This window comes from Streptomyces sp. CNZ287, from assembly GCF_007827615.1.
In genome coordinates this window covers 278,534-302,528 of the sequence record NZ_VISV01000007.1, presented here as the reverse complement: position 1 = coordinate 302,528, position 23,995 = coordinate 278,534, and the positions used below count along the sequence as shown (strand labels likewise).

The 23,995-nt window shown below is 73.7% G+C and carries 24 protein-coding genes; 10 read left to right on the top strand and 14 right to left on the bottom strand.

All coding sequences use genetic code 11. The annotated features are described in order from the left end of the window. Positions 1-144: 144 nt before the first annotated feature. The 5 genes from FB457_RS16145 to FB457_RS16125 all read right to left on the bottom strand — a co-directional run bounded on the left by FB457_RS16145 (position 145) and on the right by FB457_RS16125 (position 5,596). Entirely contained in the window at positions 145-384 is a 240-nt protein-coding gene (locus FB457_RS16145) for a chaplin (RefSeq protein ID WP_047015023.1), read from the bottom strand. 209 nt (positions 385-593) lie between these two features. Beyond that, complete coding sequence (locus tag FB457_RS16140; RefSeq protein WP_145782237.1) at positions 594-839, bottom strand: chaplin; 246 nt, start codon at positions 837-839, stop codon at positions 594-596. 166 nt (positions 840-1,005) lie between these two features. Next, positions 1,006-1,701 carry a response regulator transcription factor gene (locus tag FB457_RS16135; RefSeq protein ID WP_145782236.1) on the bottom strand — a complete coding sequence of 232 codons (696 nt, stop codon included), beginning with the start codon at positions 1,699-1,701 and terminating at the stop codon, positions 1,006-1,008. Then, on the bottom strand, positions 1,694-2,860 hold the full coding sequence (locus FB457_RS16130; RefSeq protein WP_047015025.1) for a GAF domain-containing sensor histidine kinase: 1,167 nt from the start codon (positions 2,858-2,860) through the stop codon (positions 1,694-1,696). Before FB457_RS16130 ends, FB457_RS16135 begins: the two co-directional genes overlap by 8 nt. 159 nt (positions 2,861-3,019) lie before the next feature. Further along, entirely contained in the window at positions 3,020-5,596 is a 2,577-nt protein-coding gene (locus FB457_RS16125; RefSeq protein ID WP_253911162.1) for an ABC transporter ATP-binding protein/permease, read from the bottom strand. A 695-nt stretch (positions 5,597-6,291) separates the two neighbouring features. On the opposite strand from FB457_RS16125, the gene serB reads away from it, so the two are divergent. After that, entirely contained in the window at positions 6,292-7,482 is a 1,191-nt protein-coding gene (serB, locus tag FB457_RS16120) for a phosphoserine phosphatase SerB (RefSeq protein WP_047015027.1), read from the top strand. On the opposite strand, the gene FB457_RS16115 is transcribed toward serB, so the two are convergent. Then, entirely contained in the window at positions 7,442-8,563 is a 1,122-nt protein-coding gene (locus tag FB457_RS16115; RefSeq protein WP_047015028.1) for a helix-turn-helix transcriptional regulator, read from the bottom strand. The genes serB and FB457_RS16115 overlap by 41 nt on opposite strands. Positions 8,564-8,625: 62 nt before the next feature. On the opposite strand from FB457_RS16115, the gene FB457_RS35240 reads away from it, so the two are divergent. Next, positions 8,626-8,790: a hypothetical protein gene (locus tag FB457_RS35240; protein ID WP_186461986.1), complete on the top strand. Its 165-nt coding sequence runs from the start codon at positions 8,626-8,628 to the stop codon at positions 8,788-8,790. A 104-nt stretch (positions 8,791-8,894) separates the two neighbouring features. On the opposite strand, the gene FB457_RS16110 is transcribed toward FB457_RS35240, so the two are convergent. After that, a complete protein-coding gene (locus FB457_RS16110) occupies positions 8,895-9,413 on the bottom strand; it encodes a SixA phosphatase family protein (RefSeq protein ID WP_047015029.1) in 519 nt (172 codons plus the stop codon). Between the two features lie 425 nt (positions 9,414-9,838). Here FB457_RS16110 and FB457_RS36175 point away from each other — a divergent pair, with 425 nt between their 5' ends. Beyond that, a complete protein-coding gene (locus tag FB457_RS36175; protein ID WP_018835810.1) occupies positions 9,839-9,955 on the top strand; it encodes an SGM_5486 family transporter-associated protein in 117 nt (38 codons plus the stop codon). 46 nt (positions 9,956-10,001) lie between these two features. Here the strand turns inward: FB457_RS36175 and FB457_RS16100 are convergent, their stop codons facing one another. Beyond that, positions 10,002-11,396, bottom strand: coding sequence for a CynX/NimT family MFS transporter (locus tag FB457_RS16100; RefSeq protein ID WP_047015030.1), 1,395 nt, complete (start codon positions 11,394-11,396; stop codon positions 10,002-10,004). Positions 11,397-11,448: 52 nt separating this feature from the next. Here FB457_RS16100 and FB457_RS16095 point away from each other — a divergent pair, with 52 nt between their 5' ends. Beyond that, positions 11,449-12,132, top strand: a complete 684-nt coding sequence (locus FB457_RS16095) for a FadR/GntR family transcriptional regulator (RefSeq protein ID WP_047015031.1) — start codon at positions 11,449-11,451, stop codon at positions 12,130-12,132. Between the two features lie 16 nt (positions 12,133-12,148). Here the strand turns inward: FB457_RS16095 and FB457_RS16090 are convergent, their stop codons facing one another. From FB457_RS16090 to fabG, 3 genes are all read right to left on the bottom strand, one after another. Then, a complete protein-coding gene (locus tag FB457_RS16090; RefSeq protein WP_047015032.1) occupies positions 12,149-12,598 on the bottom strand; it encodes a hypothetical protein in 450 nt (149 codons plus the stop codon). A 185-nt stretch (positions 12,599-12,783) separates the two neighbouring features. Further along, on the bottom strand, positions 12,784-13,551 hold the full coding sequence (gene fabI / locus FB457_RS16085; protein WP_047015033.1) for an enoyl-ACP reductase FabI: 768 nt from the start codon (positions 13,549-13,551) through the stop codon (positions 12,784-12,786). 5 nt (positions 13,552-13,556) lie between these two features. After that, on the bottom strand, positions 13,557-14,276 hold the full coding sequence (fabG, locus tag FB457_RS16080) for a 3-oxoacyl-[acyl-carrier-protein] reductase (RefSeq protein WP_047015034.1): 720 nt from the start codon (positions 14,274-14,276) through the stop codon (positions 13,557-13,559). 247 nt (positions 14,277-14,523) lie between these two features. Between fabG and FB457_RS16075 the strand changes: the two genes are divergently transcribed. From FB457_RS16075 to tyrS, 3 genes are all read left to right on the top strand, one after another. Further along, on the top strand, positions 14,524-16,053 hold the full coding sequence (locus tag FB457_RS16075; protein ID WP_047015035.1) for a TldD/PmbA family protein: 1,530 nt from the start codon (positions 14,524-14,526) through the stop codon (positions 16,051-16,053). Then, positions 16,050-17,459: a metallopeptidase TldD-related protein gene (locus FB457_RS16070; RefSeq protein ID WP_145782235.1), complete on the top strand. Its 1,410-nt coding sequence runs from the start codon at positions 16,050-16,052 to the stop codon at positions 17,457-17,459. Before FB457_RS16075 ends, FB457_RS16070 begins: the two co-directional genes overlap by 4 nt. A gap of 94 nt (positions 17,460-17,553) precedes the next feature. Then, entirely contained in the window at positions 17,554-18,831 is a 1,278-nt protein-coding gene (gene tyrS / locus FB457_RS16065) for a tyrosine--tRNA ligase (protein ID WP_145782234.1), read from the top strand. Between the two features lie 44 nt (positions 18,832-18,875). On the opposite strand, the gene FB457_RS16060 is transcribed toward tyrS, so the two are convergent. Beyond that, positions 18,876-19,157: a GlsB/YeaQ/YmgE family stress response membrane protein gene (locus FB457_RS16060; protein ID WP_047015038.1), complete on the bottom strand. Its 282-nt coding sequence runs from the start codon at positions 19,155-19,157 to the stop codon at positions 18,876-18,878. A 173-nt stretch (positions 19,158-19,330) separates the two neighbouring features. Here FB457_RS16060 and FB457_RS16055 point away from each other — a divergent pair, with 173 nt between their 5' ends. Continuing rightward, complete coding sequence (locus tag FB457_RS16055; RefSeq protein WP_047015039.1) at positions 19,331-19,726, top strand: DUF3099 domain-containing protein; 396 nt, start codon at positions 19,331-19,333, stop codon at positions 19,724-19,726. A gap of 176 nt (positions 19,727-19,902) precedes the next feature. Next, positions 19,903-20,220 carry a hypothetical protein gene (locus FB457_RS16050; protein ID WP_253911577.1) on the top strand — a complete coding sequence of 106 codons (318 nt, stop codon included), beginning with the start codon at positions 19,903-19,905 and terminating at the stop codon, positions 20,218-20,220. 42 nt (positions 20,221-20,262) lie between these two features. On the opposite strand, the gene moaA is transcribed toward FB457_RS16050, so the two are convergent. Further along, positions 20,263-21,252: a GTP 3',8-cyclase MoaA gene (moaA, locus tag FB457_RS16045; RefSeq protein WP_047015041.1), complete on the bottom strand. Its 990-nt coding sequence runs from the start codon at positions 21,250-21,252 to the stop codon at positions 20,263-20,265. A gap of 269 nt (positions 21,253-21,521) precedes the next feature. Between moaA and FB457_RS16040 the strand changes: the two genes are divergently transcribed. Then, positions 21,522-23,045, top strand: coding sequence for a S8 family serine peptidase (locus FB457_RS16040; RefSeq protein WP_047015042.1), 1,524 nt, complete (start codon positions 21,522-21,524; stop codon positions 23,043-23,045). A 52-nt stretch (positions 23,046-23,097) separates the two neighbouring features. Here the strand turns inward: FB457_RS16040 and FB457_RS16035 are convergent, their stop codons facing one another. Continuing rightward, positions 23,098-23,844 (bottom strand): lysoplasmalogenase, encoded by a 747-nt coding sequence (locus tag FB457_RS16035; RefSeq protein WP_047015043.1) that lies wholly within the window; start codon positions 23,842-23,844, stop codon positions 23,098-23,100. Between the last annotated feature and the right edge of the window lie 151 nt (positions 23,845-23,995).

Genomic DNA, 23,995 nt, shown 5'->3' with positions numbered 1-23,995 from the left:
GTGCTGGGGGCGGGCTCCTTCCGCCTCGCGGCGGTCGGCGGGGAGCGGCGGGACCGACGTGCGGGGCGCGCGGGGGCGAGCGGCGGCGCGTACGCCCCCCGCGGTCGTGCCGTGGGGGGCGTACGGGACGGAAGGTGCGCTCGGTCAGGCGTTGACGCCGGTGTTGCCGAACGGCGCGTTCAGCAGGCCGACGACGGTGATGTTGTTGCCGACGAGGTTCACCGGAAGGTGCACGGGGAACTGGGACACGTTCCCCGAGACGACGCCGGGCGAGCCCTGGGCCGTGGCCCCGGCACCGGCGTCGGCGACCGCCGCGCTCGCCCCGGCACCGGTTGCGAGACCCGCGGTGGCGAGGACGAAGGCGGCCTTCTTCACTGCATGCATGGAAAGTCGTTCCTCCTGTTGGCTGCGCACACCCCGGCTCGGGGGTGCATGCTGCGCAACGGCTGGGGAGTCCAGCGGACACGCCGCGGCGGCCCGGGCCCACCGTTCGGCGCAAGGGAACGGCGATCGTACGACCGCGGCGAGCGGACCGGACCGGCCCGCCGGGCGGTGCCCGGGGGCCGGTTCCGGTGCCGGCAGACCGCGGTCCTTCAGCGGTTGAGGCAGAGGTTGCCGAACGCCGGGTTCGGCGCGCCGACGACGGTGGCGGTGTTGCCGCAGGCGTTCACGGGCACGTGGACCGGCGCCTGGATCAGGTTGCCGGAGCCGATGCCCGGCGAGCCGACGGCCTGGCCGCCGGCGGCCGCGCCGCCGTGCGCGGCGGCCATGCCCGCGCCGGCCATGGCCAGGCCGCCGGCGGCGATGGTGAGGGCCGCAGCCCGCTTCAGGTTCCGCATGTGTTCCTCCTCGGGTCGGCCGCGGCGTGTGCCGCGGCGTGCCATGGAGAACGCGGGGGGCCGGGCGCGGTTGCGCCGGTCGGGCGCCATCTACACGACAGTATGAATCTCGGACCGGAAGACATCGTTCCGGTGGCGCCGAGCCGGGGCCCCGCACATAGGCGTCTCAGCCGCTCAGGCCGTGGCGTACGGCCCAGAGGGCGGCCTGCGTACGGTCCGCCAGGTCGAGCTTCATCAGGATGTTCGACACGTGCGTCTTCACGGTCTTCTCCGAGACCACGAGGGCGCGGGCGATCTCCCGGTTCGAGCGGCCGTCCGCGATCAGCGCCAGCACCTCGCGCTCGCGCTCGGTCAGCGTCGTCCCCCGGCCCTGCGCGGGGCCGCCGCCGGCCTCCGGCGCCAGCAGCGCCCCGGCGACGTCCTGCTGGAGCAGCACATGCCCGGCGTGCACCGAGCGGATCGCCTTGGCCAGCGCCTCGGGGTCGACGTCCTTGTAGACGTAGCCCGCGGCGCCGGCGCGCAGTGCGGGGACGACGGTGCGCTGCTCGGTGAAGCTGGTGATGACCAGCACGCGCGCCGCGCTGCCGGACTCACGGATGCGGCGCAGCGCCTCGATGCCGTCGGTGCCGGGCATCTTCACGTCCATGAGGACCACGTCGGGCACCAGCTCGGCGGTACGGGCCACGCCCTCGTCCCCGTCGGCGGCCTCGCCGACGACCTCGATGTCGTCCTGCACCTCCAGGAAGGTGCGCAGCCCGCGCCGTACGACCTGGTGGTCGTCGACCAGCAGCACCCGGATCCGGCCGGAGGCGGCCGTCTCGTCCGGGCCCGCGGTCCGCTGCTTCTCGCCCGTCTCAGCCACCGGGCACCTCCATCTCGATCACGGTGCCCTCCCCGGGCGCCGACTGGACGGTCAGGCCGCCGCCGACCCCGGCGGCGCGGTCGCGCATGGACACCAGGCCCAGGTGGCGGCCGGCGGAGCGGACGGTCTCCGGGTCGAAGCCCCGGCCGTCGTCGCGCACCCGCAGCCGGGCGCCGCGTCCGTACCGGGTGAGGGCGACGTCGACCTCACCGGCGTCGGCGTGGCGCAGCGCATTGTGCAGGGCCTCCTGCGCGACCCGTAGGAGCGCCTCCTCCTGCGCCGCGGGCAGGGCGCGCACCTGCGCGGACGTGAAGGTGACGCGGGCGCGGTGGGCCCGGTCGAGCACCTGCACCTGGGTCGCCAGGGTGGCCACCAGGCCGTCGTCGTCGAGGGCCGCGGGGCGCAGCTCGACGACGGCGGCGCGCAGTTCGTCCGCGGCGTCCGCGGCGAGCCGCGCGACCTGCTGCAGCTCGCCCTTGGCGCGCGTGGGGTCGCGGTCGACGAGGGCGGCGGCGGCCTGTGCGGTCAGGCGGAGCGAGAAGAGCTTCTGGGAGACGGCGTCGTGCAGCTCGTGCGCGATGCGGGCGCGCTCGCCCGCGATGGTCAGCTCGCGGCTGCGCTCGTAGAGGCGGGCGTTGGTCAGTGCGATGGCGGCGTGGTCGGCGAGGGTACGCAGCAGGGCCTCGTCCTCGGCGCCGAAGCGGCAGCCGTCGGGTCCCGGCGGGTCGTCCGGCTCGCACTGCTTGTTGGCGAGGAAGAGCGCGCCGAGGACTTCCTCGCCGTCGGCGATGGGGACGCCGACGAAGTCCCGCAGCCGGGGGTGGGAGCTCGGCCAGCCGCCGAAGCGGGGGTCCTTGCGTACGTCGCCCAGGCGCACCGGCTCGGCGTCCTCCAGCAGTGCGGCGAGGATGCCGTGCTGGCGGGGCAGCGGGCCGATGGCCTTCCACTGCGCGTCGCTGACACCGTCGACGACGAACTGGGCGAAGCCGCCGTGGTCGTCCGGCACGCCCAGGGCGGCGTACTCGGCCTGGAGCAGTTCGCGGGCGGACGCGGTGATCGTCTGGAGCACGTCGCGGACCTGCACCTGCCTGCTCATGGCGAGCAGGGCGCGGCTGACCGCTTCGAGTCCCGCGACCGGTCCTGCGGCGGGTGTGGACATGCAGATCACGCTACCCGCAGGCCCGGTCCCCGTGATCCAGCCGCGGTCCCGACCCGTATCGGCCCCCGGTCCTAGGCCGCTGTGCCGACCGGGCCAGATGGCTGACGGGCGGCACCCCCCTCACCGGGGGTGCCGCCCGTCAGCCAGGCGGAGGTGCGCTCAGCGCATGACCTCGGGCTCGTGCTTGCGCAGCAGCCGGGCGACGATGAAGCCGCAGATCACGCCCATGGTGAGCAGCACGCCGATGTTCAGCAGGTACGTGCCCGCCGTGTGCTCCCACAGCGCGTCCGTCTCACCGCTGTCCCACGGCAGCAGCACGTTCAGGTCGGACGTCGAGCCCATCGCGGCCACCGCCCAGCGCGAGGGCATCAGCCAGGCGAGCTGCTCGACGCCCGGGGTGCCGTGCAACTGGAAGAGCACGCCGGTGAAGACCACCTGCACGATCGCGAACATCACCAGCAGCGGCATGGTCATCTCGGAGGTCTTCACCAGCGCCGAGATGATCAGGCCGAACATCATCGAGGTCAGGCCCAGCGTGGTCACGCCGATCGCCAGCTCCACCGCCGGCAGGTCGGACAGGATCACGCCCTCCTCGGGCAGCTTGCTGCGGCTGAGGACGCCGATGGCGCTGATGACGGCGCCCTGGAAGATCGTGATGATGCCGAGGACGAGCACCTTGGACATCACGTACGCGGAGCGGGAGAGGCCGACCGCCCGTTCCCTCTCGTAGATCACCCGTTCCTTGATCAGCTCACGCACGGAGTTCGCGGCGCCGGAGAAGCAGGCGCCGACCGCGAGGATGAGCAGGATCGTGCCCGCGGCCCTGTTGATCAGGTGGATCTTCGCCGGCCCGTAGCCGAGACCGAACTCGGCGGGGATGACCATGCTCACGACGCCGAGCACCACCGGGAGAATGATGGTGAGCGCGATGAAGAAGCGGTCGGAGGCGAGGACGGACACGTACCGTCTCACCAGCGTCCAGAGCTGTGGCCCCCAGCCCTGCGGCTTGGACGGGCGGAGCATCTGCGGCGGCTGCATCGCGACGGGCTGCGGGGCCACGGCGTCGATGTCCGCGGCGTACATCTGGTAGTGCTGGGAGCCCTGCCAGCGGCCCTTCCAGTCGTACTCGCGGTAGTTCTCGAAGGCGGAGAAGATGTCGGCCCAGGTCTCGTAGCCGAAGAAGTTCAGCGCCTCCTCCGGCGGGCCGAAGTACGCCACACCGCCGCCGGGCGCCATGACCAGCAGCCGGTCGCAGAGCGCGAGTTCGGCGACGGAGTGGGTGACGACCAGGACCGTACGGCCGTCGTCGGCCAGGCCACGCAGCAACTGCATGACGTCGCGGTCCATGCCCGGGTCGAGGCCCGAGGTGGGCTCGTCCAGGAAGATCAGCGACGGCTTGGTGAGCAGCTCCAGGGCCACCGAGACGCGCTTGCGCTGGCCGCCGGAGAGCGAGCTGATCCGCTTCTCCTTGTGGATGTCGAGCTTCAGCTCGCGCAGCACCTCGTCGACGCGGGCGGCGCGCTCGGCCTCGGCGGTGTCACCGGGGAACCGGAGCTTGGCGGCGTAGCGCAGGGCGCGGGTGACGGTGAGCTGGGTGTGCAGGATGTCGTCCTGCGGCACCAGGCCGATGCGGTGGCGCAGCTCGGCGAACTGCTTGTAGAGGTTCCGGTTGTCGTAGAGGACCTCGCCGACGTCCGCGGGGCGGTAGCCCGTCAGCGCCTTGAGGAGCGTGGACTTGCCGGATCCGGACGGGCCGATGACGGCGATCAGGCTCTTCTCGGGTACGCCGAAGGAGACGTTGTCCAGAATGACCTTGCCGCCGTCGACCTTCACGGTCAGGTGGCGGGCCGAGAAGCTGACCTCACCGGTGTCGACGAACTCCTCGAGCCGGTCGCCGACCAGCCGGAAGGTGGAGTGGCCGATGCCGATGATGTCGTCGGGGCCGATGGGCCGGCGGCCGCGCTGCGGCAGTTGCTCACCGTTGACATACGTGCCGTTGTGGCTGCCGAGGTCGACGATCTCGGAGCGGCCGTCGGGCGTGGACCGGAACTCCGCGTGGTGGCGCGAGACCTGGAGGTCGGAGACGACCAGCTCGTTCTCCAGCGCACGGCCGATGCGGGTGACGCGGCCCAGCGAGAGCTGGTGGAACGTCGTGGGGCTGCGGTCGCCGTAGACCGACGGGGCGCCGGGGCCGCCGCCGTGGCCCGCGCCGGCGGCGGCGGGCGGGCGCTGCGGCGCGGACTGCTGCTGCGGCACGTACGGCTGCTGCTGGGGCGGCATGCCGGCCGGCGGCCCCTGGAACGGGGGCCCCTGGGGCGGAGGTCCCTGCGGCGGGGCGCCCCAGGCACCGGGCGCCTGCTGCGGCGGCGCGGCCTGGTGGGCGCCGGGCGGCGGCTGGGCCATGGCGGTCTGCGCGCTGTACACGTCGGGGGCGGCGGCGCCGGCCGGCGCGGAGAGCCGCAACTGCGGCCCGTCGGTGGCGTTGCCGAGGTACACGACCGAGCCGGGGCCGACCTCGATCTGGTGGACCCGCTGGCCCTCCACGTACGAGCCGTTGGTGCTGCCGACGTCCTCGAGCAGCCAGCTACGGCCGCCCCACCGCAGGCTGGCGTGCCGCCAGGAGACCCTGGCGTCCTCCAGCACCACGTCCCCCTGCGGATCCCGCCCGACGCGATAGGCGCGCGCCGGGTCGAGAGTCCATGTCTGTCCGTTCAGTTCAAGTACGAGTTCAGGCACTCCATGCCCCACAAAGTTGTCCCCCGAGGTGCCCCTTGCACGGCACCCACTTCAACAGGCCCGTAAGGAGTCTAGGGATGGCGAACATCCTGAGGAACTATTTCAGTAACAGTCGCTTCACGAAAACGCGGGTCACGGCAGTGAGGCGGAGTTCCGGCTTCCACTTCCACCCGCCGCCGGGCGGTTCGCGCAGGTTGACGGCACTTGATCACGTACGGCCGGTGGCAACGGAGGTACGCGGGCGGGGAGATCCGGGGGCAGCGCCCGGCAGGACCCGGGAATCGCGGCGGGAGGGCCGGGCACGGCCGCCGGGCCGCGGTGCCGCTGCCGGCGCGGGCGGGGCGCACGCCGGCGTAGGGGCCCTTCCGGGCGCCGCGGACGGACCGGGCCGCACCGCCCGCCGGAGGGCCGCGACCGCCCGCCGCACCGCCGGACCCGTACGCCGGAAGGCCCCGGACCTCGGCCTCTCCCGGGCACCCCGCGGCGACCCCGCGGACCCTCCGCGGGGCCCTGAGGGCCCTCCCCGCGGCGCCGGCCCGTGACGACCCCGGGGACCCCCTCCCCCGCCCGTTCGGCCGCTCGCAACCCCAGGTCCCCCTCGCCGCAACCTCCCAGCCCAGCGGCCCGCCGCAGCCGGCCGCAACGCCGACCCGCCCGGCCGTCCGCAGGCCGCACCGCGATACCGTGGTCGCATCATGACCACCGCCGCCCGCACGCTTCTCGTCAAGATCTTCGGCCGCGACCGCGCCGGTCTCACCGCCGGCCTCTTCGACACCCTCGCCGCCTACCGGGTCGAGGTCATCGACATCGAGCAGATCGTCACCCGCGGCCGCATCACCCTGTGCGCCCTGGTCACGCCCCCCGTCGGGGCCACCGAGGGCGAGCTGCGCGCGACGATCCACTCCTGGGCCGGCTCGATGCGCCTGGAGGCGGAGATAATCTCCGGCACCGGCGACAACGAGCCGCGCGCCCCCGGCCGCTCCCACGTGACCGTGCTCGGGCAGCCGCTGACCGCCGAGTCGACCGCCGGCATCGCCGCCACGATCACCGGTACCGGCGCCAACATCGACCGCATCTTCCGGCTCGCGAAGTACCCCGTCACCGCCGTCGAGTTCGAGGTCTCCGGCGCCGCCACCGAGGAGCTGCGCCCCGCGCTCGCCATAGCCGCCGCCCGCCTCGGCGTGGACGTCGCCGTCGTCGCCTCCGGACTGCAGCGCCGGGCGCAGCGGCTGGTGGTGATGGACGTCGACTCCACCCTCATCCAGGACGAGGTCATCGAGCTGTTCGCCGCGCACGCCGGCTGCGAGGCCGAGGTCGCGGCGGTGACCGCCGCCGCGATGCGCGGCGAGCTGGACTTCGAGCAGTCCCTGCACGCCCGGGTGGAGCTGCTGGCGGGGCTGGAGGACTCGGTGGTGGACAAGGTGCGCGAGGAGGTACGGCTGACGCCCGGCGCCCGCACCCTGATCCGTACGCTCAAGCGCCTCGGCTACCAGGTGGGCGTCGTCTCCGGCGGCTTCACGCAGATCACCGACGACCTCAAGGAACGGCTCTCGCTCGACTTCGCCGCCGCGAACACCCTGGAGATCGTCGGCGGCAAGCTCACCGGGCGGATCACGGGGCCGGTCGTGGACCGGGCGGGCAAGGCGCGGCTGCTGAGCGGCTTCGCCGCGGAGGCGGGCGTGCCGCTGTCACAGACGGTGGCGATCGGGGACGGCGCGAACGACCTCGACATGCTCAACGCGGCGGGCCTCGGAGTGGCGTTCAACGCCAAGCCGCTGGTCCGGGAGGCCGCGCACGCGGCGGTGAACGTGCCGTTCCTCGACACCGTCCTCTATCTGCTCGGCATCACGCGCGACGAGGTGGAGGCGGCGGACACGACCGGCTGATGCGGTCGCCGAGGTCGCGCAGGAAGTCCGCCAGCTCCGGCGGCTCGCGCACCTCGAAGTCCACGCCGAGCAGGGCGATCCGCACGGCCAGCCAGTCGAGCGCGTCGCCGCCGGTGACCAGCGTGCAGCGGCCGGGCCCCGCGGCCTCCAGCAGCCCAGCGCCGCGCGGGAGGCGGCGTACGGCCTCGTCCAGGGAGACGTACAGCGTGACGACGGCGCGGTAGCGGCCGCGGTGGCCGGCGACGGACTCGGCGACGAAGGCGGCGGCGTCGGCCGCGGGCAGCTCGCGCGGCGGGTGGCGGACGCCGGTCGGTTGCGGGTCGTCGATCCGGTCGACGCGGAAGGTGCGCCAGTCGGCGCGGTCGCGGTCGTACGCGACGAGATACCACCGCTGTCCCGTGCTGACCAGGCGGTACGGCTCGACGTGCCGCCGCGTGCCGCCGTCAGGGCCGGTACGGCCCTCGCCCGGCGGCCGGCCGCCGGGCCCGGCGGCCGGCGGCGCGGAGCGGGGCCCGGGACGCCCCTCGCGTACGCGGTCCGCCGCACGGCCCTCGGACGCGTCTCCCCCGCGCTTGCCCCGGTAGCCGAACCGCAGCCCCTCCCCCCTGCTGCTCGCCGCCGCCAGCACCGCCAGCACCTCCGCGGCCACCGGCGCCCCCGTCGCCGCCACCGCGCCCGCCGGGCTCACGGTCAGCGGCACCGTGACCCGCTGGAGCGCGGAGACGCGGCGGCGCAGCCGCGCCGGGAGCACCTGCTCCAGCTTGGCGAGCGCCCGTGCGGACGTCTCCCCGATCCCCTCGACGCCCCCGGCGGCCACGGCGCGCAGTCCGGCGGCGACGGCGACGGCCTCGTCGTCGTCGAGGAGCAGGGGCGGCATCGCGGTGCCCGCGGCGAGCCGGTAGCCGCCGGCGGCGCCGACGGTGGCGGCCACGGGGTAGCCCAGCGCGCGCAGCCGGTCGACGTCGCGGCGTACGGTGCGCACGCTGACGCCGAGGCGCCGGGCCAGCTCGGGGCCGCTGTGCTCGCGCCCGCTCTGCAGCACGGACAGCAGCGTGAGCAGCCGTGCGGGGGTGTCGCTCATCCCCCGATCATGACGGGGAAGGCGGACATGTTCTGACCTCCTTCGTCCGTCGCGTCGAAGTCATGGCGGCTCAGCAGCTCGCCGCCCGGCTGGGGCCGCCGGGCGGGGTGTACGTCTTCGGCGAACCGAGCGGCGGGCGGGTGCTGTTCGGGGGCACCGCGGCGGAGCCGGCCCGCGCGGCGGAGGCGGCTACGGCGGAGTATCTGCGCCGGGACCTCGCGGGCTGAGCGGAAGGGACGCAGGGGGCGAGGGCCGGCGGATCGGGCGCCGCGCGGGGCTGCGGGCCCGCGCGGTCCCGGGCGGGCCCGCGCGGGCGGCGTCCGGGCTCAGCTCACTGCTGGTGCGGCGTCCAGAACTCGGTGAGCCGGCCCACGCCGTGCTCCACGCCCTTCCACGAGCCGGCGAACTCCACCACGGCCACGCCCGAGGTCGGGAAGCCGCGGCTCAGCCTGGTCAGCGTGTCGCCCTCGGCGGAGCCCGCCAGGGCGTCGGCGAGGCCGTGCATGCCGGGGTTGTGGCCGACGACCAGCAGCGTGGAGACGTCGTCGGGGACCTCGTTCAGCACCTGGATCAGCTCGCCGAGGGACGCCTCGTACAGCCGCTCCTCGTAGACCGTGCGGGGACGGCGGGGAAGCTGGCCAACGACGAGCTTCCAGGTCTCGCGGGTGCGTTTGGCGCTGGAGCAGAGGGTCAGGTCGGGGTCGATGTCGTGGGCCGCGAGGAAGTCCCCGGCGGCGGGAGCGTCGGCGCGGCCGCGCTCGGCGAGCGGGCGCTCGTGGTCGGAGTCCTGGGCCCATTCGGCCTTGGCGTGTCGGAGAAGGACGATGCTGCGGGGCGTTCCTGCGCTCATAAGCTCAGCTTCGCACGAAACCGGCCGCGGGGTCCGGGCAGTCCGCATGGTCTCCCGCCAGGAGTGACGGGCGGCCACGCCCGGCCGCGGGTGCGGGCGCGGGTTCAGAGCAGCCGCAGGGCGAAGAGCGCGGTGAAGGCCATGGCGGGCAGGGCGACGGACCACCACGGCAGCCAGCGCTGCGCCGCCGGCGGTGCGGGCTGGGTGTGGGCACCGGCTGACATCTTCGCCTCCGTGGGGTTGCCTGACGTCCCGAGTCCTTCGTACTGCTACGAACCTACGGAGCCGGGGCCGCGCGTCCCATCCGGTGACCCACCCAGTTCCCCCTGACCCTGGCCCCCTAGGGGAGGGTGGGGCTAGCCCCACCCCCGGGCGCCGCGGCGCCCCCGCGCGGGGCGGCGGTGCGGGGATGCGAGACTGGCCGTATGCCCGTGCTCGACCCGAATCCCCAGAACGGGCAGCGCAAGCTGCTCTACGTGCTCGGCGCGATGCTCGCCATCACGGTGGTCATCGGCGTCATCGCCACGATCGCCTCACCCTGAGGCGCGCGTCCGCCGCCGTCGGTGGCGCCGACGGGGCGTGCCGCCGTCAGAGCTCGTCCTCGACCACGCGGTCGCGTCCGGCGACGATCCCCACGGCCACCTGGGCGACCATGAACGCCGCGAGCACCGCAAGCGGGACGGTCCAGCCGTCCGTGGCCCCGTACAGCGCGCCGACGGCCAGCGGGCCCGGGATGGAGATCAGGTAGCCGGTGCTCTGCGCGAAGGCGGAGAGCCGGACGAGGCCGGCGTGGCTGCGGGCCCGGGCCCCGAGCAGGGTGAGGACCAGCGGGAACGCGCAGTTGGACACGGCGAGCAGCAGTGCCCACACCCAGGCCCCGCCCGCGGGCGCCAGCCACAGCCCCGCGTAGCCGCCGAGGCCGCACGCGCCGAGCACCACGACCAGCGGCCCCTGGTGGTGCAGCCGGGCCGCGATCCGCGGCAGCACGAAGGCCAGCGGGACGCCCATGCCCATCGCGAGGGCGAGCAGCAGCCCGGCCGTGGAGGCGGACACGCCGGCGTCGCGGTAGATCTGCGGCAGCCAGCCGATGGTGACGTACGCGGCGGTGGCCTGGAGGCCGAAGAAGACGGCGAGCGCCCACGCGGTGGGGCTGGCGGTGATACGAACCGGCCGCGCCGGCTCCGCCGCCCCCTCGGCACCGGCGTCCCGCGCGGACCCAGCGGACCCCGCGGACCGCGTGGACGCCGTGGACCCCGCGGATCCGGCCGCCCCCGCGGACTCGGCGGTCCCCGCGCGGCGCGACCCGCGCGACAGCACCGCCCACGGCACCACGGCGCCCGCCGCGACGGCGGCCCACACGCCGAGCCCCAGGCGCCAGCTCCCGCCCAGCGCCTCGCTCAGGGGCACGGTGAGGCCGGCGGCGGAAGCCGTGCCGAGGGCCAGGCCCATCGAGTAGAGCCCGGTCATCGAGCCGACCCGGTCCGGGAACCAGCGTTTGACGATGACGGGGATCAGCACGTTGCCCACGGCGATGCCGCCGAGCGCCAGCGCGCTGGCCGCCAGGAACGCGGGGGTGTTCCCGAACAGCGGGCGCAGCGCCAGGCCGCCGGCTATCGCGACGAGCCCGCCGGCGACGACCGCCACGGGGCCGAAGCGGCGGGCGAAGCGGGGCGCGAGGCTGCCGAAGACGGCGAAACAGAGCGCCGGCATGGAGGTGAGCAGGCCGGCGACCGTGCCGCTCATGCCGATGTCGGTGCGCACGTCCTCCAGCACCGAGCCGAACGAGGCTATCGCCGGCCGCAGGTTGATCGCCGCGAGCAGCAGCGCGGGGATCATGAGCCGCAGCAGCCAGGGCGCGATCCGCGGCGCGGCCGCCGGTCCGGAAGCCGCCGGGGGCGCGTCGGCCCGCACTTCTCCGGTCGGCTCTCCCGGGGTCTCGGCGGTTTTCGTGAGGATGCTGCGGCGTGGCATGCGGACCATCATAGAATCATTGGATGAATGGTTGTCCACTCCGCAGTCCGAGCACGGGAGAGACATGGCACTGACCTCGCCGCGCCGATCGAGCCTCACCGACCAGGTGATCGCGCAGTTGCGCACGCAGATCACCGCGGGCGAGTGGCCGGTCGGCAGCCGCATCCCGACCGAGCCGGAGCTGGTGGAGCAACTGGGCGTCGCGCGGAACACCGTCCGCGAGGCGGTCCGGGCGCTCGCGAACAACGGCCTGCTCGACATCCGGCAGGGCTCCGGCACGTACGTCGCCGCGACGAGCGAGCTGGCCGGCGTGATGCAGCGCCGCTTCGCCGATGCCCGTCCCGCGCACGTCGCGGAGCTGCGCAGCGCGCTGGAGGCGCAGGCGGCCCGGCTGGCGGCGGTGCGCCGTACGGAGGCGGAGATGACGCAGTTGGAGCTGCTGCTGCGGCGCCGCGAGGAGGCGTGGGAGTCGGGCGACGCGGCGGCGTTCGTCGACGCGGACGCGACGCTGCACCTGGCGGTGGCGACGGCGTCGCACAACGAGGTGCTGACGGCCGTCTACGCGGACCTGGGCGAGGTCGTCCGCACGACGCTGCGCTCCAAGGTGGGCGACGTGCTGCTGCCGGCGGAACACCTGGACCACGCCCGGATGGTGACGGCGATCCGCGCGGGCGACGCGGAAACCGCCGCGGAGGAGGCCGCAAGCCACGCCTACGGCTGCATGCCGGAACCGGCCCTCGGCGGCTGACGGCCAGGCACCCCGGCTAGCCGTCCGGTACGTCGCGTATCGGTTCGTGGCTGATCCAGGCGTGGGCGACGTCGAACCAGCAGCGGTCGGTCAGCTCGCCGCTCTCCGCCGGGTCGAGGCGCACGCGCATGCCGTCGACGTCCGGGTCCCACCAGCGGGCGCACTCGATGTGCAGTTGGACGGCGTCCGTGTAGGGGCCCGCGTTGTAGCAGCGGGCGGTGACGGTCGAGCCGGTGACGGTGGTGCGGCACTCGGCCTTCGTCGGGCCGCCGCGGTCGCCGGCGCCGGGGACCGCACCGGGGCCGGGACCGGGGAGAGAGCCGGGGCCGTCCGCGGCGTACGCGGGACCCGCGGCCGGCAGCAGCACCGGCGCGGCGAAGGCGAGGGCCGCCGCGCCCAGAAACGTACGGCGGCGCGCGGAGACCCGGGTGCGGCGGCCGGAACGACGCGGGCCCTCACGCACCACACAACCTCCTCGGCCGTACGGCGACGCACCTGCGCGCGTCGCTGCTGCACCACAAGGGGACGGTAACCGCCCCTCCAGCGTGCGCCGCCGCCCCGCCCCCGGCCCACCGGCCTACGCCGAACGGGCGACCCGCGCAGAGGGCCGCCCGTCCGCCGTGGAACCAGTACCGTTGCCGGTCCTCCCGGCTACGCGCCCATGATGTGCACCCCGCCGTCCACGTGCACGATCTCGCCCGTCGTCTTCGGGAACCAGTCCGACAGCAGCGCCACGACCCCGCGCCCCGCCGGCTCCGGGTCCGCCATGTCCCACTCCAGCGGCGAGCGCGTGTTCCACACGTCCGCCAGGTCCGAGAAGCCGGGGATGGACTTCGCCGCCATGGAGCCGATGGGACCGGCCGAGACCAGGTTGCAGCGGACGTTCTCCTTGCCCAGGTCGCGGGCCAGATAGCGGCTGGTGGCCTCCAGGGCCGCCTTCGCCGGGCCCATCCAGTCGTACTGCGGCCACGCGAACTGCGCGTCGAAGGTCATGCCGACGACCGAACCGCCGCCCTGCATCAGCGGCAGGCACGCCATCGTCAGAGACTTCAGCGAGAACGCCGAGACATGCATGGCGGTGGCGACGGACTCGAAGGGGGTGTGCAGGAAGTTGCCGCCGAGCGCGTCCGGCGGGGCGAAGCCCACGGAGTGCACGAGGCCGTCGAGCCCGCCCAGCTCCTCGCGCACGATGCCCTCGATCCGCGCCAGGTGCTCGTCGTCGGTGACGTCGAGTTCGACGACCTTCGCCGGCTTGGGCAGCTTCTTCGCGATGCGCTCGGTGAGCGTGGGCCGCGGGAACGCGGTGAGGATGATCTCCGCGCCCTGCTCCTGCGCCAGCTTCGCCGCGTGGAAGGCGATGGACGACTCCAGCAGCACCCCGGTGATGAGGACGCGCTTGCCGTCGAGGATTCCGCTCATGGTGCTCAGTGACCCATGCCCAATCCGCCGTCCACGGGAAGGACGGCTCCGGTGATGTACGAGGCGTCGTCGGAGGCGAGGAAGCGCACCGCGGCTGCGACGTCCTCCGGCCGCGCGTACCGGCCGAGCGGCACCTGCGCGGCGATCTCCGCCTGCCGCTCCGCCGAGAGCACCCGCGTCATGTCGGTCTCGACGAAGCCGGGAGCGACGACGTTGAAGGTGATGTTGCGCGAGCCCAGCTCGCGCGCCAGCGAGCGGGCGAAGCCGACGAGCGCCGCCTTGGAGGCGGCGTAGTTGGACTGGCCGGGGGAGCCCATGAGGCCCACCACGGAGGAGATGAGCACCACGCGGCCCTTGCGGGCCCGCAGCATGCCGCGGTTGGCTCGCTTGACGACGCGGAAGGTGCCGGTGAGGTTGGTGTCCAGGACGGAGACGAAGTCCTCCTCGGACATCCGCATCAGCAACTGGTCCTTGGTGATACCGGCGTTGGCCACCAGCACCTCGACGTTGCCGTGTGCCTCCTCCACCTCCTTGTACGCCCGGTCGACCTGCTCGGTGTCGGTGATGTCGCACTTCACGGGCAGACAGCCCAGCTCCACCAGCGCCGCGGGCGGCTCGCCGGAGCGGTACGTGAACGCGACCTTGTCGCCCGCCTCGGCGAACGCGCGGGTGATGTCGAGGCCGATACCGCGGTTGCCTCCGGTGACCAGAACCGAGCGGCTCAAGGACCCATCCCTTCTCCCTGGTGGCTCCCGGACGATCTCCAGGACTCCTCACCCGAGAAGCTATCGGTACGGGACGCGCCACGGGCATTCCGCCCCCCACACAGGCCCGCGGCGGACACTTGTGGGGTTCCGACAGAAACCCGCTGGGCACCGGGCAGCCGCTCGGGCATGATCGGCCGGGGGCCCGGACGCGGCCCGCGGCACCACCACCACCACCCACCACCCACCACCGACCGGAGGGCAGAACGTGAGCAAGTCGGTCCATTCCCTCGACGACGGGTTCCTCGCACTGCCGCTGAGTGCCCTCGCGGACGCCGCGCTCGCGCGGGCCCGGGCGCTGGGCGCCGAGCACGCCGACTTCCGCCTGGAGCGGGTGCGCAGCGCGGCCCTGCGGCTGAAGGACGCCAAGCTGGCGGGCTCCACGGACACCACCGACCTCGGGTACGCGGTGCGCGTGGTGCACGGCGGGGCCTGGGGCTTCGCCGCCGGGGTCGACCTGACGATGGACGCCGCCGCGCGGGTCGCCGCCCGGGCGGTGGCGATGGCGAAGCTGTCGGCGCGGGTCATCGCCGCGGCCGGGGCGGACGAGCGGGTCGAGCTGGCGCCGGAGCCGGTGCACGCGGAGAAGACGTGGATCTCCGCGTACGAGGTGAACCCCTTCGACGTACCGGACGCCGACAAGACCGGGCTGCTGACGGAGTGGAGCGAACGGCTGCTCGCCGCCCCGGGCATCTCGCACGTGGACGCCTCGCTGCTGGCGGTGCAGGAGAACAAGTTCTACGCCGACACCGCCGGCACCTCGACCACCCAGCAGCGGGTGCGGATGCACCCCGAACTGACCGCGGTGACGGTCACCGACTCCGGCGACTTCGACTCGATGCGCACCCTCGCCCCGCCCGCGGGCCGCGGCTGGGAGTACGCGACCGGCACCGGCTGGGACTGGGACGAGGAGCTGGCGCGGATCCCCGGCTGGCTGGCCGAGAAGCTGGCGGCGCCGAGCGTCGAGGCCGGCTCGTACGACCTGGTGGTCGACCCGTCGAACCTGTGGCTGACGATCCACGAATCCGTCGGCCACGCCACCGAGCTGGACCGCGCCCTCGGCTACGAGGCCGCGTACGCGGGCACGTCCTTCGCCACGTTCGACCAGCTCGGGACCTTGCGCTACGGCTCAGGACTGATGAACGTCACCGGCGACCGCACCGCAGAACACGGGCTCGCCAGCATCGGCTACGACGACGAGGGCGTGCAGGCGCAGTCCTGGGACCTGGTCCGCGAAGGCGTGCTCGTCGGCTACCAGACGGACCGCCGGATCGCGAAGCTCACCGGCTTCGACCGCTCCAACGGCTGCGCCTACGCCGACTCCCCCGCCCACGTGCCCGTCCAGCGCATGGCGAACGTCTCCCTCCAGCCCGCGCCCGAGGGCCCGACGACCGAGGAGCTGATCGGCGAGGTCGAGCGCGGCATCTACGTCGTCGGCGACCGCTCCTGGTCGATCGACATGCAGCGCTACAACTTCCAGTTCACCGCGCAGCGGTTCTTCCGGATCGAGAACGGCAGGCTGGCGGGGCAGCTCAAGGACGTGGCGTACCAGGCGACGACGACCGACTTCTGGGGCTCGATGTCGGCGATCGGCGGCCCGGAGACGTATGTGCTGGGCGGCACCTTCAGTTGCGGCAAGGCGCAGCCGGGGCAGTCGGCGTCCGTCTCGCACGGCTGCCCGTCCGCGCTCTTCCGGAACGTCAACATCCTCAACACCACCCAGGAGGCCGGCCGATGACGCGGACGACCCGGACGACCGAGCCTCACGAGAGCGTCGAGAGGGCCCTGGAGCTGTCGCGCGCCGACGGCTGCGTGGTGATCGCCGACGAGGAGTCGAGCGCGAACCTGCGGTGGGCGGGCAACGCGCTGACGACGAACGGCGAGACCCGCGGCCGTACGCTCACGGTCATCGCCACCGTCGGCGGCCGGGAGGGCACGGCCTCCGGCGTCGTCTCCCGGGCAGCGGTCACCGCGGACGACCTGGAGCCGCTGGTACGGGCCGCGGAGGCGGCGGCGCGGGAGAGCGGTCCCGCGCAGGACGCCCGGCCGCTGGTCGAGGGCGTGCCGCACTCGGCCGACTTCGCCGAGCCGCCCGCCGAGACCTCCTCCGACGTGTTCGCCGCCTTCGCGCCCGCGCTCGGCGAGTCCTTCGCCCGCGCCCGGGCCGGCGGCCGGCAGCTCTACGGCTTCGCGAACCACACGCTGACCTCCACCTACCTGGGCACCTCCACCGGGCTGCGGCTGCGCCACGACCAGCCGACCGGCACGCTGGAGCTGAACGCCAAGTCTCCGGACCGGACGAAGTCCGCCTGGGCGGGCCGGTCGACCCGGGACTTCACCGACGTGGACCCCGCCGAGCTGGACGCGGAGCTGGCGCAGCGGCTGGCGTGGGCGGAGCGGACGGTGGAGCTGCCCGCCGGGCGGTACGAGACGCTGCTGCCGCCGAGCGCGGTGGCGGACCTGCTGGTGTACATGTTCTGGTCGGCCTCCGGGCGGGACGCGCACGAGGGCCGCACGGTGTTCAGCAAGCCGGGCGGCGGCACGCGCGTCGGCGAGAAGCTGGCCGGGCTGCCGCTGACGCTGCGCAGCGACCCGGCGGAGCCGGGCCTGGAGTCGGCGCCGTTCGTCGTCGCGCACGCCTCCACCGACGACTGGTCGGTCTTCGACAACGGGCTGCCGGTCGGGCCCACGGACTGGGTGCGCGAGGGCACGCTGCAGCACCTGCTGACGAGCCGCTTCACCGGTGACCTCACAGGACTGCCCGTCACGCCCGAGGCGGACAACCTGGTGCTGGACGGGGGCGGCACGAAGTCGCTGGACGAGATGGTCGCGGGCCTCGGGCACGACGGGCCGGGGCTGCTGCTGACCTGCCTGTGGTACATCCGCGAGGTCGACCCGGCGACGCTGCTGCTCACCGGGCTGACCAGGGACGGCGTGTATCTGGTGGAGAAGGGCGAGGTGACCGGGGCGGTGAACAACTTCCGCTTCAACGAGTCGCCCGTCGACCTGCTGGGGCGTGCGGCCGAGGCCGGGGCCACGGAGCGGACGCTGCCGCGCGAGTGGGGCGACTGGTTCACGCGGGCGGCGATGCCGCCGGTCCGGGTCCCCGACTTCAACATGAGCTCGGTCAGCCAGGGCGTCTAGCCGCCATTACCCTCGTACGCAGCACTCCCGTACCCGGCCGCGCGGTCGGCCGGGCACGGGACCGGGATCGAGACCGAGAAGAGAGACGAGACACGTGACGGACATCGTCGACGAGCTGCGGTGGCGCGGGCTGCTGGCCCTGTCCACCGACGAGGACGCACTGCGCAAGGCGCTCGCGGACGGTCCCGTCACGTTCTATTGCGGCTTCGACCCGACGGCGCCGAGCCTGCACGTGGGACATCTGGTGCAGGTGCTGACCGTGCGCCGGCTCCAGGAGGCCGGGCACCTGCCGCTGGCCCTGGTGGGCGGGGCGACCGGCCAGATCGGCGACCCCAAGCCGGACGCGGAGCGCACGCTGAACGATCCGGAGGTCGTCGCCGGCTGGGTGGAGCGGGTCCGCGCGCAGATCGAGCCGCTGCTCGACTTCGAGGGCCCGTACGCCGCCCGGATGGTCAACAACCTGGACTGGACCTCGGGCCTGTCGGCGATCGAGTTCCTGCGCGATATCGGGCGGCACTTCCGGGTGAACAAGATGGTCGCCAAGGAGGCCGTCGCGCGCCGGCTGGAGTCGGAAGAGGGCATCAGCTACACCGAGTTCAGCTACCAGATCCTGCAGAGTCTGGACTTCCTGGAGCTGTACCGGCGGTACGGCTGCACGCTGCAGACGGGCGGCAGCGACCAGTGGGGCAACCTCACGGCGGGCACCGACCTGATCCACCGGGTCGAGCCGGAGGCCGCGGTGCACGCGCTGGCGACGCCGCTGATGACGAAGGCCGACGGCACGAAGTTCGGCAAGACGGAGGGCGGCGCGGTCTGGCTCGACCCGGAGCTGACGACTCCGTACGCCTTTTATCAGTTCTGGCTGAATGTCGACGACCGCGACGTCTCCCGCTACCTGCGGATCCTCAGCTTCCGCAGCCGTGAGGAGCTGATCGAGCTGGAGCGGCAGACGGCGGAGCGGCCCCAGGCGCGGGCCGCGCAGCGGGCGCTGGCGGAGGAGCTGACGACGCTGGTGCACGGCACGGCGCAGTGTGCCGCGGTGATCGCCGCGTCGCGGGCGCTCTTCGGGCAGGGCGAGCTGGGCGAGCTGGACGAGGCGACGCTGCGGGCGGCGCTGGCCGAGGTGCCGCACGCGCGGGTCGCGGAGCTGGGTCCCGTGGTGGAGCTGCTGGCCGAGGTGGGTCTGGCGCCGAGCAGGTCGGCGGCCCGCAGGACGGTCAAGGAGGGCGGGGCGTACGTGAACAACGTGAAGGTCGCCGCCGAGGACGCCGTGCCGGCGCCCGGGGACCTGCTGCACGGGCGCTGGCTGGTGCTGCGCCGGGGCAAGCGCAACCTGGCGGCGATCGAGCTGGCGGCCCCCCAGGACGGCTGACGGAAGGCTCCGCTCCCCCCGGACGGGGGGAGCGGAGCCTTCCGTCAGCGGGGGCTCCGGATCTTGTGGCCGCGGAACCTCTCGTACATCGGGGCGCCGAGCGCCACGACGCCCACGGCGCCGGCGAGCTGCAGGAGGTGCCGGATCCAGTCGACTCCCCTGGTGTCGTCCACGCCGATCCCCGAGGCCGCGGCGTTGCCGATGATCGACCCGATGATGCCGCACACGATGGTCAGCCAGATGGGGATGGCCTGCCGGCCGGGCAGGATGATCCGGGCGATGACACCCAGGATCAGGCCCAGCACGATGGCCCACAGCCAGTTCATGTCGCCTCCTCGTGCGGCGGTGTCCGCCTGCCGTGCCAGTTTCTTGCGGTGGCCGGGGGGGCGCATTCCGGCCAGGTCTGTTCGGGTTGCGGGGCGGTATGTCCCGCCCCCGGATCGAACGGGGCGCCTTCCCGGCGTACCTTGGGGAGGTACCCGGTGCCAGGGGGTGGAATGTGAAGCGGAAGCGCCGCGGCGATGCCGACGTGTTCAGGATCACCGGCGCGCGGCAGAGCCTGGACGATGACGTACGCGGCCGGCAGCGGCGGTACGTGATCTCCATGACGATCCGGGCGGTCTCGGTGGTGGCCGCGGCCCTGCTCTGGAACGTCCAGCGGCATACCGCCGTCGTCGCGCTCATTCTCGGCATGTTCATCCCGTACTTCGCGGTGATCATCGCGAACGCGGGCCGTGAGAGCATCCGTTCGCTGCCCTCCACCTTCGTCGTCGCCCCGGAGCGCAGAGTGATCGCCCCGCCGCGGCGGACCGCGCGTGAGTCCGGCGCCCCGGGTGAACGGGCCCCGGCCGGGGACGAGTCGACGACCAGTGAGAGCGCGCCGCCGCCCGTTTGATCACCAAGTGTGCAAGCTCAGAAAAAGCTCAAATCAAATATGCCCATCCGGTGCCGGGCGGCCCTTCTCGCGTGACATACTTCGTACGCGCTCCGCATCCCCCGTCGGAGCGACGGACCGACGCCGGGCAGCTCCCCCCGTGGCTGCCCGGCGTCGCCCCTGTTCCGGTACGTAGGCTGGGCCCCGTGAACACCGCTGATCCCGCTCTCATCTGCTCCGCCAAGGGCTGCCGCGCGCCCGCGGTGTGGGTGCTCGCCTGGAACAACCCGAAGCTGCACACGCCGGAGCGCCGAAAGACCTGGCTCGCGTGCGAGGAGCACCGCGAATATCTGAGCCGGTTCCTGGGCGTACGGGACTTCCTCAAAGAGGTCGTCACGCTGGCGGACTGGCAGGAGGCGGAGCAGAGCGCGGCACGTGCGGAAGCCGGAGAAAAGGCGGAAAACGGAGAAAGGGACGCCGACGGCGACAGCGGGCCGGGGCCCCGCCGGGCCTGAGCGGCGCCCGCCGCACCCGGAAGAATCCCCGGCTCCCCCGCGTCAGCCGCCGATCGCGGACATCGGCCGGTCCGGCTGGACGAACGACGGGTCGTCGAGCCCGGCGCCCGCTTTCTTCCCCCACATCGCGATCCGCCACAGCCGGGCTATCTCCTCGTCCGGCGCGCCGGAGCGCAACGCGCCCCGCAGGTCGGTCTCCTCGCGCGCGAACAGGCAGTTGCGCACCTGCCCGTCCGCGGTCAGCCGGGTACGGTCGCAGGCCCGGCAGAAGGGACGGGTGACGGAGGCGATGACGCCGACGCGGGCCGGGCCCCCGTCCACGAGCCAGCGCTCGGCCGGGGCGGAGCCGCGCACCGCCTCGCCCTCGGGGGTGAGCGTGAAGCGCGTCCGCAGGGAGGTGAGGATGTCGCCCGCGGTGATCATGCCGTCGCGCTGCCAGCCGTGCTGCGGATCGAGGGGCATCTGCTCGATGAACCGCAGCTCATACCCCTCGGCGACGGCCCAGGCGAGCAGGTCGGGAGCCTCGTCCTCGTTGAACCCGGGCATCAGCACGCTGTTGACCTTCACCGGGTCCAGGCCGGCGGCCCGGGCGGCGGCGAGGCCGCGGAGCACGTCGCCGTGGCGCTTGCGGCGGGTGAGCCGCTGGAACACGTCGGCGCTGAGGGTGTCCAGCGAGACGTTCACCCGGTCGAGTCCGGCGGCCTTGAGGGCCGCGGCCGTACGCTCCAGGCCGATGCCGTTGGTGGTGAGGGAGAGCTTGGGGCGGGGCGTGAGGGCGGCGCAGCGCTCGACGATGCCGGTGAGCCCGGGGCGCAGCAGCGGCTCGCCGCCGGTGAAGCGCACGTCGGTGACGCCGAACTCGGTGACCGCGAGGCGGACGAGGCGGACGATCTCGTCGTCGGTGAGCAGCTCGGGTTTGCCGAGCCACTGGAGCCCTTCCTCGGGCATGCAGTACGTGCACCGCAGGTTGCAGCGGTCGGTGAGCGAGACGCGGAGGTCGGTGGCGACCCGCCCATAGGTGTCACGCAGCATGGAGAAGGCCCTCCCACGGCGGTACCTGACCTCTGGAAGCCTACGCCAGGCCACCGACAATCAACAGTTTGTAGAGGTTGCGGTGGTGAAACGTTCCGTCGTACGCGCGTGACGGCTGGGCCGCGAGCGCCTGGCGTGCGCGACACGCCAAAAGACACTGCAGGGCGATGTATTGATGGCCACGGGTGATCAGCGCTACGTTCGCTTGCCGTGTACCTGACCGCGGCAACGGTCCGCGGCGGATTCCTGACTGATGATCTGGAGATCCCATGACTCATCTCCGACCCCGCGGTCGGCGCCTGCTGGCAGTGCCCCTGGGGCTGACCCTCGCGGCGGCGCTCGGCCTCCTGCCGGGGGCGGCCTCCGCCGCGTCGGCCCCGGAGCCCGGCGGCAGCGCCGGGGCCGCGGCCGGCGAGAAGCTTTCGTACGTGGTCAACACGGAGACCGACGACAAGACGATCGCCCGGGTCAAGGACGCGATCGCCGACGCGGACGGCTCGGTGGTCGTCACGCACAAGAAGATCGGCGTGGTCGTCGCCCACTCCACCAACCCGGACTTCGCGGCGGAGCTGCGCGGCGTCCGCGGCGTGCGGTCCGCGGGCGCGAGCCGCACCGCGCCGCTGACTCCCTCCGGCACGCTGGAGACCAGCGCGCCGGAGGTTTACAAGGGCGCCGCGAAGGCCCGTTCGCAGGACCCGGGCGTCGAGCCGCTGGAGAAGGAGCAGTGGGACCTGCCGGCGATCGGCGCCGACAAGGCGCACAAGGTCTCGACCGGCAGCCGTGACGTCACCGTCGGCGTCATCGACACCGGCGTGGACGACACGCACCCCGACCTCAAGGCCAACTTCTCCGCCAAGCAGTCCGCCAACTGCGTCGGCGGCGTCGCGGACACCACCGAGGGCGCCTGGCGCCCCTACGACCCGGCGGGCGACTACCACGGCACCCACGTCGCCGGTGAGATCGCCGCCGCGCGCAACGGCGTCGGCGTGGCCGGCGTCGCGCCCGGCGTGCAGGTCGCCTCGCTCAAGGTGAGCGAGCCCGACACCGCGCTGTTCTACGCCGAGGCCGTCGTCTGCGCCTTCGTCTTCGCCGGCGACAACGGCATCGAGATCACCAACAACAGCTACTACGTCGACCCGTGGCTCTACAACTGCCTCGACGACCCCGACCAGCGGGCGATCGTCGAGGCGGTCAACCGCGCCTCGCTGTACGCGATGGGCAAGGGCACCCTGCACCTCGCCGCGGCCGGCAACTCCAACGACGACCTCGCCTCCGACGAGATCGTGGACGACTCCAGCCCCAACGACACCACGCCCCTGGAGCGCACCATCGACCCGTCCGAGTGCTGGGACGTGCCGACCCAGCTCCCGGGCATCGTGACCGTCGCGGCGACCGGCGTGAACGACGACAAGTCGTACTACAGCAGCTACGGCCAGAAGGTCGTCGACGTCGCCGCGCCCGGCGGTGACGGCTACCAGATCCCGGACACGCCGTCGAAGAACGGCCGCATCCTGTCGACGCTGCCGGAGAACAAGTACGGCTGGCTGCAGGGCACGTCGATGGCCACCCCGCACGCCGCGGGCGTGGCGGCGCTCATCAAGAGCAAGCACCCGCGGGTGTCGCCCACGGCGCTGCACATGCTGATGAAGTCGCAGGCGGACAACCCGGGCTGCCCGGAGTTCTACGACCCGGACGGCAACGGGGTCGAGGACTCCACCTGCACCGGCGACAAGCGGACCAACGCCTTCTACGGGGCGGGGATCGTGGACGCCTACGACGCCGTACGGCGGTGAGGCCCCGCCGGTGACGTAACCACCGGCGGCCACCGGGCCGGGCGGCGGCGCCTCAGGGCGCCGCGGCCCGGCCCTCGCCGTATCCGGGGCCGGGCCGCTCCGCCCCGCGCACGGGGCCGGGGACGGGCGGCCGGCGGCGCAGCACGCCGTCCGTGATGAGGTACTGGGCGGCCAGGTAGGTCGCCATCACCCAGAACCCGGCGGCGGGCGGCTGCGGGCGGCCGGCGAGGCCGGTGGCGATGAGGGTGTCGGAGAGCAGGAAGAGCGCAGCCCCCGCACCGGCCCGCGGCCCGAACCGGGCGGCGCCGAACGCCATCGCGGCGAGCAGCAGACTGTACGCGGCCACGGGCCCGCGCAGCCCCGGGTCGAGCCCCGGCCACAGCGCGCCGACACCGGCGGCCCAGGCGGCCCCGTACGCGACGGCGAGCCGCCGCTCCCCCGCCCGGGGCAGCCGGTGCCCGCGCCGGAAGAGCGTCAGATAGCAGACGTGCCCGGCGGCGAACGCCCCCATCCCGGCCAGGAACGGCCCGTCCCCGCCCACTTGCAGCAGCACGTCACCGGCCCAGCCGAAGGCCAGTCCGGCGACCAGCGCCCGCGGAGCGCCGCGGGCGGCGGCGCAGGCGGCGAGGGCCGGCATGAGCAGGGGCTTGGTGGTGTGCATGAGCCGGTCGGCTCCGGCGAGCTGCCCCACCAGATGCGCGGCGGCGGCCGCGGCGAACGTCCCGCGGGCCGCCCGCACGACGGCTCCGCGGAGTGCCCGGGAACGGGGACGGGGGGTCGGCAGGGCGGCGTCGGCCATGGCCTCAGTCTGGCGCAAGAACCGCCCCGCGTCCGCGGGCGCGGGACCGGACCGGGCGGGTCCGACACGGCGTGCGGGCGGACGGGCGGGGAAGACGCGGGCGAGGCGATCGCCCCTGCCGGCGTACAGGGCTCCGCGCAGCCGCCTCCGG

Coding starts and splice junctions, on each gene's coding strand:
- FB457_RS16145 (WP_047015023.1), bottom strand. CDS start 384: ATGCATGCAGTGAAGAAGGCCGCCTTCGTCCTCGCCACCGCGGGTCTC.
- FB457_RS16140 (WP_145782237.1), bottom strand. CDS start 839: ATGCGGAACCTGAAGCGGGCTGCGGCCCTCACCATCGCCGCCGGCGGC.
- FB457_RS16130 (WP_047015025.1), bottom strand. CDS start 2,860: ATGTCCACACCCGCCGCAGGACCGGTCGCGGGACTCGAAGCGGTCAGC.
- serB (WP_047015027.1), top strand. CDS start 6,292: ATGACCACCGCCGCCCGCACGCTTCTCGTCAAGATCTTCGGCCGCGAC.
- FB457_RS16115 (WP_047015028.1), bottom strand. CDS start 8,563: ATGAGCGACACCCCCGCACGGCTGCTCACGCTGCTGTCCGTGCTGCAG.
- FB457_RS35240 (WP_186461986.1), top strand. CDS start 8,626: ATGGCGGCTCAGCAGCTCGCCGCCCGGCTGGGGCCGCCGGGCGGGGTG.
- FB457_RS16110 (WP_047015029.1), bottom strand. CDS start 9,413: ATGAGCGCAGGAACGCCCCGCAGCATCGTCCTTCTCCGACACGCCAAG.
- FB457_RS36175 (WP_018835810.1), top strand. CDS start 9,839: ATGCCCGTGCTCGACCCGAATCCCCAGAACGGGCAGCGCAAGCTGCTC.
- FB457_RS16100 (WP_047015030.1), bottom strand. CDS start 11,396: ATGATGGTCCGCATGCCACGCCGCAGCATCCTCACGAAAACCGCCGAG.
- FB457_RS16095 (WP_047015031.1), top strand. CDS start 11,449: ATGGCACTGACCTCGCCGCGCCGATCGAGCCTCACCGACCAGGTGATC.
- fabI (WP_047015033.1), bottom strand. CDS start 13,551: ATGAGCGGAATCCTCGACGGCAAGCGCGTCCTCATCACCGGGGTGCTG.
- FB457_RS16070 (WP_145782235.1), top strand. CDS start 16,050: ATGACGCGGACGACCCGGACGACCGAGCCTCACGAGAGCGTCGAGAGG.
- FB457_RS16060 (WP_047015038.1), bottom strand. CDS start 19,157: ATGAACTGGCTGTGGGCCATCGTGCTGGGCCTGATCCTGGGTGTCATC.
- moaA (WP_047015041.1), bottom strand. CDS start 21,252: ATGCTGCGTGACACCTATGGGCGGGTCGCCACCGACCTCCGCGTCTCG.
- FB457_RS16040 (WP_047015042.1), top strand. CDS start 21,522: ATGACTCATCTCCGACCCCGCGGTCGGCGCCTGCTGGCAGTGCCCCTG.
- FB457_RS16035 (WP_047015043.1), bottom strand. CDS start 23,844: ATGGCCGACGCCGCCCTGCCGACCCCCCGTCCCCGTTCCCGGGCACTC.